This is a genomic window from Neoaquamicrobium sediminum (assembly GCF_013240295.1).
Taxonomy (GTDB): domain Bacteria; phylum Pseudomonadota; class Alphaproteobacteria; order Rhizobiales; family Rhizobiaceae; genus Aerobium; species Aerobium sediminum.
Genome location: NZ_JABETK010000001.1, coordinates 1,546,016 through 1,555,056 on the forward strand (window position 1 = coordinate 1,546,016; position 9,041 = coordinate 1,555,056).

A 9,041-nucleotide genomic window follows, 5' to 3' on the forward strand; every position below is an offset into this window, starting at 1 on the left:
CATGCCCGGTTCCGGCATCAAGCCGATAGCCGCGCGTTGAAAATTCGGCTATGCGCGGTCGCATCGAAACGAACGGGATGCCGGATTTGCTGATCGCCATCGACGGGCCGGCCGGTGCGGGCAAGGGTACGCTCGCTCGCCGGCTGGCCGACCACTTCCACCTCAACCTGCTCGATACCGGGCTCAGCTATCGTGCTGTGGCGCACCGGATGCTGGCCTACGGGCTGCCGCTCGACAACGCCTCGGCCGCCGAGACCGCGGCGCGGCAAGTGGACCTTGGGGCCATGGATCGCGAGGTGCTTTCGGCGCATGCAATCGGCGAGGCTGCATCGCAGGTAGCGGTCATTCCCGCCGTACGGCGCGTACTCGTCGACAAACAGCGCGAATTCGCCCGCACCCCGCCCGGCTCCGTCCTCGACGGGCGCGACATCGGCACGGTGGTGTGCCCCGATGCAGACGTGAAGCTCTATCTTACTGCCAGCGCCGAGGTGCGCGCGCGACGCCGCCTGGCCGAGATCGAGGCGCGAGGCGGCACCGCCGATTTCGAACGCATCCTTGCCGACATAGAGCGCCGCGACGCGCGTGACATGGGCCGGGCCGACTCGCCCCTGCTGCCGGCGCCAGACGCCCACTTGCTCGATACGAGCGAAATGGATATAGAGACGGCGTTCCAGGCGGCGGTAACACTGGTCGAAACGTCCATGGCCGCCCGGAGCGAAGACTAGCAACGAGACGCGACGCATCGTCTTCTCAGAAGAGGGAAGGGCCTGCGGCGCATTTTGTTCATGTCGAAACCGGCCCGCCCGCATTGTCATGCGCCGGAGATGCCGCCAGAAGCGGCAAGCCGATCCGCCAGGCCGGATCGCGATGCACGGCAGGCCAGACGCAACGCAAACCCACGGCGCACGCCCGACGAAGCCGATATGGCCCGGGCATTCCAGGAGCACATATGTCCAACGCAAATCCTACCCGCGACGATTTCGCGAGCATGCTCGACGAGTCCTTTTCCGCCGAGCACTCCGCTGAAGGTTCGGTCGTCAAGGGTCTCATCACGGCCATCGAAAAAGACATGGCCATCATCGACGTCGGCCTCAAGGTCGAAGGCCGCGTCCCGCTGAAGGAATTCGGCGCCAGCGCCAAGGAACTCAAGGCCGGCGACGAGGTCGAGATCTATGTCGAGCGCATCGAGAACGCGCTTGGCGAGGCCATGCTGTCGCGCGAGAAGGCCCGCCGTGAAGAGAGCTGGGTCCGTCTCGAAGCCAAATTCAACGCCGGCGAGCGCGTCGAAGGCGTCATCTTCAACCAGGTCAAGGGTGGCTTCACCGTCGATCTCGACGGCGCCGTCGCCTTCCTGCCGCGTTCGCAGGTCGACATCCGTCCGATCCGCGACGTCACGCCCCTCATGCACAACCCGCAGCCCTTCGAGATTCTCAAGATGGATCGCCGTCGCGGCAACATCGTGGTTTCGCGCCGCACCGTGCTCGAGGAGAGCCGTGCCGAGCAGCGCTCCGAGATCGTCCAGAACCTCGAAGAGGGTCAGGTGGTCGAGGGCGTGGTCAAGAACATCACCGACTACGGTGCGTTCGTCGACCTCGGCGGCATCGATGGCCTGCTGCACGTGACCGACATGGCATGGCGCCGCGTCAACCATCCGACCGAGATCCTCAACATCGGTCAGACGGTCAAGGTACAGATCATTCGCATCAACCAGGAAACGCACCGCATCTCGCTCGGCATGAAGCAGCTCGAGAGCGATCCCTGGCAGGACATCGGCACCAAGTTCCCGATCGGCAAGAAGATCACCGGAACCGTCACCAACATCACCGACTACGGCGCGTTCGTCGAGCTGGAGCCGGGGATCGAGGGCCTCATCCACGTTTCCGAGATGTCGTGGACCAAGAAGAACGTTCACCCCGGCAAGATCCTGTCGACCACGCAGGAAGTCGAGGTTGTCGTTCTCGAGGTCGACCCGCAGAAGCGCCGCATCTCGCTCGGCCTCAAGCAGACGCTCGAGAATCCGTGGGAAGCATTCGCCCGCAACCATCCTTCGGGTTCGGTTGTCGAGGGCGAGGTCAAGAACAAGACCGAGTTCGGCCTGTTCATCGGCCTCGACGGCGATGTCGACGGCATGGTCCACCTCTCCGACCTCGACTGGAACCGTCCGGGCGAGCAGGTCATCGAGGAGTACAACCGCGGCGACATGGTTTCGGCGCAGGTGCTCGACGTCGACATCGAGAAGGAGCGTATCTCGCTCGGCATCAAGCAGCTCGGCCGCGATGCCATCGGCGAGGCCGCTTCTTCGGGTGAACTGCGCAAGGGCGCGGTCGTGACCTGTGAGGTCACCGATGTCAAGGACGGAGGCCTGGAAGTCAGGCTCGTCGACCACGACATCGACACCTTCATCAAGCGTTCGGACCTGTCGCGCGATCGCGACGAGCAGCGTCCGGAGCGTTTCCAGGTCGGCCAGAAGGTCGACGCCCGCGTCATCGCCTTCGACAAGAAGACCCGCAAGCTGCAGGTCTCCATCAAGGCGCTGGAAATCGCCGAAGAGAAGGAAGCCGTCGCACAGTACGGTTCGACCGACTCCGGCGCGTCGCTGGGCGACATTCTGGGCGCAGCGCTCAAGAAGCAGACCACCAAGGACTGATCGTCCTGAAGTGATTTGAACAAAAAGCCCCGCCGGAGCGATCCGGCGGGGCTTTTGCTTGTCCGGGTATTGGTTGCCGGTGATCAGACTTCGCGGCCGAGCCTCGCGTCGACCGAATGGCCATTGGCGCCGCGAATGGCGAAGAAGAAAAAGATCGCAGCCCAGAGGATCGACTTCTCCGCGCCCATATAGCCCTGGCCGAGGGTAATCCAGTGGAACCAGACGGTGACCAGCAGCACGATCATGGCCGCAAATGCCGCCGGTCTGGTCAACAGGCCGACCGCGATGAGCATGCCGCCGAAGAATTCCGTTGCAGCCAGAAGCGGCGACCAGAACACGCCGGGATAGAACCCCAACCCTTCTACCATCTCGACACTGCCGAAGGGTTCGCTGATCTTGCCTGCTCCGTGGACCACGAGGGCGAGCCCGGCGACAACACGCAGCACCGTTTCGGCAAGCTCGTGCAGCGGTGCATAGACATTGCCGAGGGCGGGAATCAAAAGCCGCCGCGAGGGATGGGGTTGGGAAACGGATTGGGACACGAAAAACTCCTTGCTGATAATGTTGCGGTGCACAATCAGCAAATCATGAGCCTGACGGTCAAATAAACAACGGTTGATCGAGTGTTTACCGCGCCGGCTGCGATGTCGTCACGCCAACAGTCGGTCCAGCAGCGCCTGTTCGATGACAATGCCGTTGCGCGCCGCGTTGGAAGCCGCCTCGCCCCGCGTCTCGCCGGGCATATGGATATTGTGGCTCTCCTTCAGCCGGTGGAGATGACCGTCCAGACGTTGCCCGAATTGCGGATCAAGCAGGTCGGGCGCGATGGCGATCACCAGTAAGCCGCTGCCCGGGCTCTTGTCGCCGGAAACAAACGAAGGCGCGTCCAGCGACCAGTTGGCACCCGTCAGCCCGGCGGCCAGGACTTCGACCATCAGGGCAATGTTTGCGCCGCGCGCGCCTCCATAGGCGAGCAGCGCGCCCTTGACCGCAGCCGCGGCGTCCGTTGTCGGCCTGCCGTCGGCGTCGAGCGCCCAGCCTGGCGGGATCGGCCGGCCCTCCTTTGCGGCGCGCCGAACATTGACGAAGGCGGTTTCGCTGGATGCCTGGTCGATCAAAAGCGGCGCCCCCGAGCTTCGCGGCGCGGCGAAAGCCAGCGGATTGGTGGAGAACACGCGCGTGGTGCCGCCCGACCCCGCCATCAGCGCCGGGCCGTTGCTGGCTGCGATCGCTACCAGGCCCTCGTGCGCGAGCCTTGTGGCAAACCAGCCCAGTGCGCCGCACGTGTAGGCATTGTGCTGGGCAAAGAGCGCGATGCCCAGGTCGCGTGCCGCGGCCACCAGCGCCTCGAACGCGATGTCGAAGCCGAGCTGGGCGGTGCCGCCTCCCGCATCGCTATGGAAGATGGCCGCCGCCGGTCGCGACAGCACCGGTACTGCATCGCCCTTGATGCGGCCGGCTTTCAGCGCTTCGAGATGGTCGATCAGGTGCGCGAACCCGACATTGGGTTGGCCTGCGGCTTCGGCGGCCACCGTAGCCTCTGCGAGCGCTTCAGCGGCGGGCAGACTTGCTCCTGCACGCTGCAACGCCTGGCGGGCAAGCGTGGTCGCATCAGGCAGCGTCAGCCGACGATTCCTGGAACTCATGCCGCCGCTCTCCGTTTCATATGTCCAAGTGATCGAAATCACTCAAGAAAGGACGATGACAATGAACTGGAATCAGATCGAAGGGAATTGGGAGCAGTTCAAGGGCAAGGTGCAAACCCAGTGGGGTAAGCTGACCAATGATGACATTGACGTCATCAAGGGCAATCGCCGCCAGCTCGCTGGCCGCCTGCAGGAACGCTACGGCAAGGCGGAAGACGAAGCGGAGCGCGAGATCGACGACTGGCTTTCGCGCCACTGATCTGAATTGCCTTATGAAGGAGCCCCGCTTTGGTGGGGCTTTTTCTTTGCCTGCCGTACGGTGAACGCTGCTTGCCAGCGGCGCAGCAGCGCGGCAAGGTCCCGTCCGGTTCCAGATACGGGGTCTGTATGAAAACGATCTTTTCGCCACGCCATGCCGGGCATGCAGGCAATGTCGAGCTTGAAGAAGGCGGAATCGTTCCGGCCTACGAGAAGCCTTCGCGCGCCGAGATCATTCGCGCACGCATCAACACCGTTTCGCTCGGACCGGTCAGCGAGCCCGAGGAGCATGACCTGGAAACGGCGGCAAAGGTGCATCGCCACGACTACCTGGATTTCCTGCCGACGGTTTGGCCGGAGTGGGAGCAATCCGGGCGTAGCGGTACCGCCATGCCGTTCGTGGCCGACGCGCGGCCTGCGTGGCGACGTCCCTCCGACCTCGATCATAGCAAGGCTCGGTTTCTATTCGTTCGATGCCGGTGCAACCTTCGTGAAGGGCACCTGGGACGCGATCAAGTCGTCACACGACACCGCCATGACGGCGGCAGATCTCGTCCGCAGCGGCGAACGCTCGGCCTTTGCACTGTGCCGGCCGCCGGGGCATCATGCCGGCTCAAACTTCATGGGTGGCTACTGCTTTATCAACAACGCTGCGGTCGCGGCCCAACGGTTTCTCGATGGCGGTGCCAGCAAGGTATCGATTCTCGATGTTGACTATCATCATGGCAACGGAACGCAGCAGATATTCTATGCTCGCAACGACGTGCAGGTGTTGAACCTCCACGCCGACCCGATGAGCGAGTACCCCTTCTTCCTCGGCCATGCCGACGAAACCGGCGAAGGAGAGGGGCAAGGCTTCAACCACAACTTTCCGATGCCCGCAGGGACGAGCTGGGTGCAGTGGGCCGCAGCTCTCGAAGAAGCCTGCCGCCTGATAGCCGGCTATGGACCCGAAGTGCTCATCGTTTCGCTTGGGGTCGACACCTTCGAGCGAGACCCCATCAGCCGCTTCAAGCTCATCAGCGGCGACTATCCGAAGATCGGCCGGCGCATCGCCGGTTTGAAGCTACCTACCCTTTTCGTGATGGAAGGCGGCTATGCTGTCGAGGAGATCGGCATCAATGCCGTCGGCGTGCTGACCGGTTTCGAGGAAGCTTGAGCCGCCTGAAAGCTATGCCTGCGCCGGCTCCAGAAAGGGGTGGCGGAGCCGTCGATAATGCCGCGCTAGCGCGGCGAGCGGCGCTCAGCTCGCCCCGGCAAGGCACGTGGTAAGCGAGGTGGTGAGGTTGCGGATCAGTTCGAAATAAAGTTCCGGCCCGTCCTCCAGGTCGGCACCGAGCGGGTCGAGCACGCCAGTACGCGCCTGCGTTCCTTCGGCCACCACCGAGATGAGGCGCGGTTCGAATTGCGGCTCGGCGAAAATGCAGGTTGCCCCAAGCTCGGCAACCTTGGCCCGAATATCGGTCAGCCGCTGTGCGCCGGGAATGGCCTCCGGGCTGACGGTGATCGAACCGGCCGCCTGAATGTCGAAGCGGTTCTCGAAATACTGGTAGGCGTCGTGGAAGACGACGAACCCCCTGCCGCGCACCGGCGCCAGCGCCGCGTCGGTTTCCGCGATCAGCGCATCCAGCTTCTCGTTGAGTGCGTCGGCGTTGGCCTCGTAGGTGGCAGCATTGTCCGGATCGGCCGCGCTCAGCGCCTCTTCGATCTCGTGCACGAAGGCTTTCGCGTTACTCGGGTCGAGCCACAGATGCATGTCGATCGCGCCGTGATCGTGGCCCTCGTGCCCATGACCTTCGTGGGCGTGATCGTCGCCGCCGTCATGATCGTCTCCATCATCTTGGTCATGGCCATGAGCGTGGTCGTGCCCTTCGTGGTCGCCATGGTCGTGCGCCTCGAACGGCCCGCCTTCACGGAAATCAAGCTCGACCAGATCGTGCGCTTTCACCAGTTCGACGACGCGGGCGTTGCCACCCAGCGTCTCCAGCGGTCCCGCCAGGAATGTTTCCATGCCCTCGCCGACCCAGAACACCACCTTGGCCTGCTCGAGCGCACGCGCCTCGGACGGTCGCAGCGCATAGGCATGCGGGGACGCCGCGCCCTTCACCAAAAGCTCCGGTTCGCCCACACCTTCCATCACCGCCGCAACCAGCGAGTGCACGGGCTTGATGGACGCCACGACCCCATCGAGCGCCCAGGCAGGCCCGCCGCACAGAACAGCCGCCGATGCTGTTGCGAAGCCGAGAGTGCGAAGCTTGTGACGGATCATGGGGGTAGCTCCCTTCAGGTACGTTGAGCCCGACATGTAATGATATTACATTGCGAAGCGCTATAACCTGTGCCATATGCCGCTGACAACCCCCGGACCAATGCAGATGCTGAAAAAATCCGATCCCACCGAGCCGGCACGCCGCGAAATCCTCGTGAGCCTCAAGGGCGCCGGCGTGCATCGCGGCGGTCGCTGGCTGGTGCGCAACGTCGAGTTCGACATTGCCCGCGGCGAGATCGTCACGCTGATCGGCCCCAACGGGTCGGGCAAGAGCACGACGGCGCGCACCGCCATCGGCGTGCTCAAGCCGGATGAAGGCAGCGTCAAGCGGTTGGCGAGCCTGACCGTCGGCTACGTGCCGCAGAAGCTCGCCATCGACTGGACCCTGCCACTCACCGTCGAGAGGCTGATGACGCTGACCGCTTCGCATCCTGCGGCGGAGATCAGGGAAGCACTCGATTCCGTGGGCATCGCGCATCTGGCGCGCGCCGAGGTGCAGGCATTGTCCGGCGGCGAGTTCCAGCGCGCGCTGCTTGCCCGCGCGATCCTGCGCAAGCCGGACCTCCTGGTCCTCGACGAGCCGGTGCAGGGTGTCGACTTTTCGGGCGAGGTCGCGCTCTACGAACTCATCGGCGCGATCCGCGACCGCACGGGCTGCGGCATCCTGCTAATCTCGCACGACCTGCATGTGGTGATGGCCAGCACCGACACGGTGATCTGCCTCAACGGCCATGTCTGCTGTCGCGGTACGCCGCAGACGGTGGTCGCCAGCCGGGAATACCAGAAGCTTTTCGGCGCGCGGGCTGCGGGCACGCTTGCGATCTACCGGCACCATCACGATCACACGCACCTGCCCGACGGACGCGTGCAGCACGAAGACGGGTCGGTCACCCAGCATTGCCACCCCGACGATGGCCATCATCACGACCACGATCATCATGACGAGGCCGGCCATGCTCGATGATTTCTTCAGCCGGGCGCTGGTGGCCGGTGTCGGGCTGGCGCTGACGACCGGGCCGCTCGGCTGTCTGATCGTTTGGCGGCGCATGGCCTATTTCGGCGACACGATGGCGCATTCCGCCCTGCTGGGCGTGGCGCTGGCTTTCCTGTTCGAGATCAATCTGACCGTCGGCGTCTTCATCGCGGCGATGCTCGTCTCCATGGCGCTGCTCGCTCTGCAGCGGCGCGGAGCGCTTTCGACCGACGCGCTGCTCGGCATCCTCTCGCATGCGACACTGGCGATCGGCCTCGTCATGGTCGCCTTCATGACCTGGGTGCGCGTCGACCTGATGGGCTTCCTGTTCGGCGATATTCTGGCCGTCTCGCGCCTCGACATCGCCCTCATCTACGGCGGCGGCGCACTGGTGCTGGGCCTCCTTGCGTGGCTCTGGCGACCATTGCTGGCCGCCACCGTCAACGAGGAACTGGCGCGCGCCGAGGGCATGGCGCCGGACCGCTCCCGTTTCGTTTTCATGGTGACGATGGCGCTGGTGATCGCTATTGCCATGAAGATCGTCGGCATCCTGCTTATCACGGCGCTGATGATCATCCCGGCGGCAGCGGCGAGGCGCTTTGCTTCGACGCCGGAACAGATGGCCGTCATGGCCTCGCTCTTCGGCGCGTTGGCCGTGATCGCCGGCCTGTTCGGCTCGCTGGAGTTCGACACTCCGTCAGGCCCCTCCATCGTGGTTGCCGCGCTCGCCCTTTTCCTTCTCAGCCTGCTACCCTACGCTGGACTCTTGAAGCGTGGCGGCAGCGCCAATGGAAGGCCCGTACCATGAATGCGACCCATCAGGACCTGACCCGGAACCAGACGCTGGTGCTCGACACGCTGGCCAAGGCCGACGGTCCGCTTTCCGCATACACCATCCTCGACCGGTTGCGGGGCGATGGGTTTCGCGCGCCGTTGCAGGTCTATCGCGCGCTGGAGAAACTGCTCGGTTTCGGTCTCGTGCATCGGCTGGAATCGCTGAATGCGTTCGTTGCCTGTGCCCATCCCCACTGTCACGCGCACGGGCTGATCGCCTTTGCCATCTGCGAGGATTGCGGACAGGTCGACGAGTTCTCCGATGCCGTGGTGCGGGAACGGCTCGGCGCATGGTCGGCAGAAAACGGCTTCAAGGCGGAAAAACCCATCGAGATCCGCGGCCATTGCGCGAACTGCGCAGCCGCCTGAAGCCGCACCCACTGCATCCATCGTTACTGTAGCCATCACAGCGCC

At 64.1% G+C, this 9,041-nt stretch carries 10 protein-coding genes and 1 pseudogene; 7 read left to right on the plus strand and 4 right to left on the minus strand.

Translation table 11 applies throughout. The features are described 5' to 3' along the window. Positions 1–50 precede the first annotated feature (50 nt). A complete protein-coding gene (cmk, locus tag HK436_RS07480) occupies positions 51–725 on the plus strand; it encodes a (d)CMP kinase (RefSeq protein WP_244648600.1) in 675 nt (224 codons plus the stop codon). A gap of 224 nt (positions 726–949) precedes the next feature. Then, complete coding sequence (rpsA, locus tag HK436_RS07485; protein WP_173188507.1) at positions 950–2,647, plus strand: 30S ribosomal protein S1; 1,698 nt, start codon at positions 950–952, stop codon at positions 2,645–2,647. Positions 2,648–2,730: 83 nt separating this feature from the next. Here rpsA and HK436_RS07490 read toward each other — a convergent pair whose 3' ends face one another. Continuing rightward, complete coding sequence (locus tag HK436_RS07490) at positions 2,731–3,189, minus strand: DoxX family protein (protein ID WP_173188509.1); 459 nt, start codon at positions 3,187–3,189, stop codon at positions 2,731–2,733. Between the two features lie 108 nt (positions 3,190–3,297). Continuing rightward, entirely contained in the window at positions 3,298–4,293 is a 996-nt protein-coding gene (locus tag HK436_RS07495) for an Ldh family oxidoreductase (protein WP_173188511.1), read from the minus strand. Between the two features lie 61 nt (positions 4,294–4,354). Between HK436_RS07495 and HK436_RS07500 the strand changes: the two genes are divergently transcribed. Continuing rightward, positions 4,355–4,552: a CsbD family protein gene (locus HK436_RS07500; RefSeq protein ID WP_173190019.1), complete on the plus strand. Its 198-nt coding sequence runs from the start codon at positions 4,355–4,357 to the stop codon at positions 4,550–4,552. Positions 4,553–4,563: 11 nt separating this feature from the next. Here the strand turns inward: HK436_RS07500 and HK436_RS32905 are convergent, their stop codons facing one another. Then, the gene (locus HK436_RS32905; RefSeq protein ID WP_312860585.1) at positions 4,564–4,875 is read right to left on the minus strand and encodes a hypothetical protein; all 312 of its coding nucleotides are present in this window, start codon (positions 4,873–4,875) and stop codon (positions 4,564–4,566) included. Here HK436_RS32905 and HK436_RS07505 point away from each other — a divergent pair. Further along, a pseudogene (locus HK436_RS07505) lies at positions 4,786–5,710 on the plus strand (histone deacetylase family protein). The gene HK436_RS32905 and the pseudogene HK436_RS07505 sit on opposite strands and share 90 nt — an antisense overlap. Positions 5,711–5,794: 84 nt before the next feature. Here HK436_RS07505 and znuA read toward each other — a convergent pair. Then, positions 5,795–6,820 carry a zinc ABC transporter substrate-binding protein ZnuA gene (gene znuA / locus HK436_RS07510; protein ID WP_173188513.1) on the minus strand — a complete coding sequence of 342 codons (1,026 nt, stop codon included), beginning with the start codon at positions 6,818–6,820 and terminating at the stop codon, positions 5,795–5,797. Between the two features lie 106 nt (positions 6,821–6,926). Between znuA and HK436_RS07515 the strand changes: the two genes are divergently transcribed. Genes HK436_RS07515 through HK436_RS07525 form a run of 3 tightly spaced genes read left to right on the plus strand, consistent with a single transcriptional unit; the run spans position 6,927 to position 8,996 of the window. Further along, the gene (locus tag HK436_RS07515; RefSeq protein ID WP_173188515.1) at positions 6,927–7,784 is read left to right on the plus strand and encodes an ATP-binding cassette domain-containing protein; all 858 of its coding nucleotides are present in this window, start codon (positions 6,927–6,929) and stop codon (positions 7,782–7,784) included. Continuing rightward, positions 7,774–8,601 carry an iron chelate uptake ABC transporter family permease subunit gene (locus HK436_RS07520; protein WP_173190021.1) on the plus strand — a complete coding sequence of 276 codons (828 nt, stop codon included), beginning with the start codon at positions 7,774–7,776 and terminating at the stop codon, positions 8,599–8,601. Before HK436_RS07515 ends, HK436_RS07520 begins: the two co-directional genes overlap by 11 nt. Further along, the gene (locus HK436_RS07525) at positions 8,598–8,996 is read left to right on the plus strand and encodes a Fur family transcriptional regulator (protein ID WP_173188516.1); all 399 of its coding nucleotides are present in this window, start codon (positions 8,598–8,600) and stop codon (positions 8,994–8,996) included. The genes HK436_RS07520 and HK436_RS07525 overlap by 4 nt, the downstream gene beginning before the upstream one ends. The last annotated feature ends 45 nt before the right edge of the window (positions 8,997–9,041 follow it).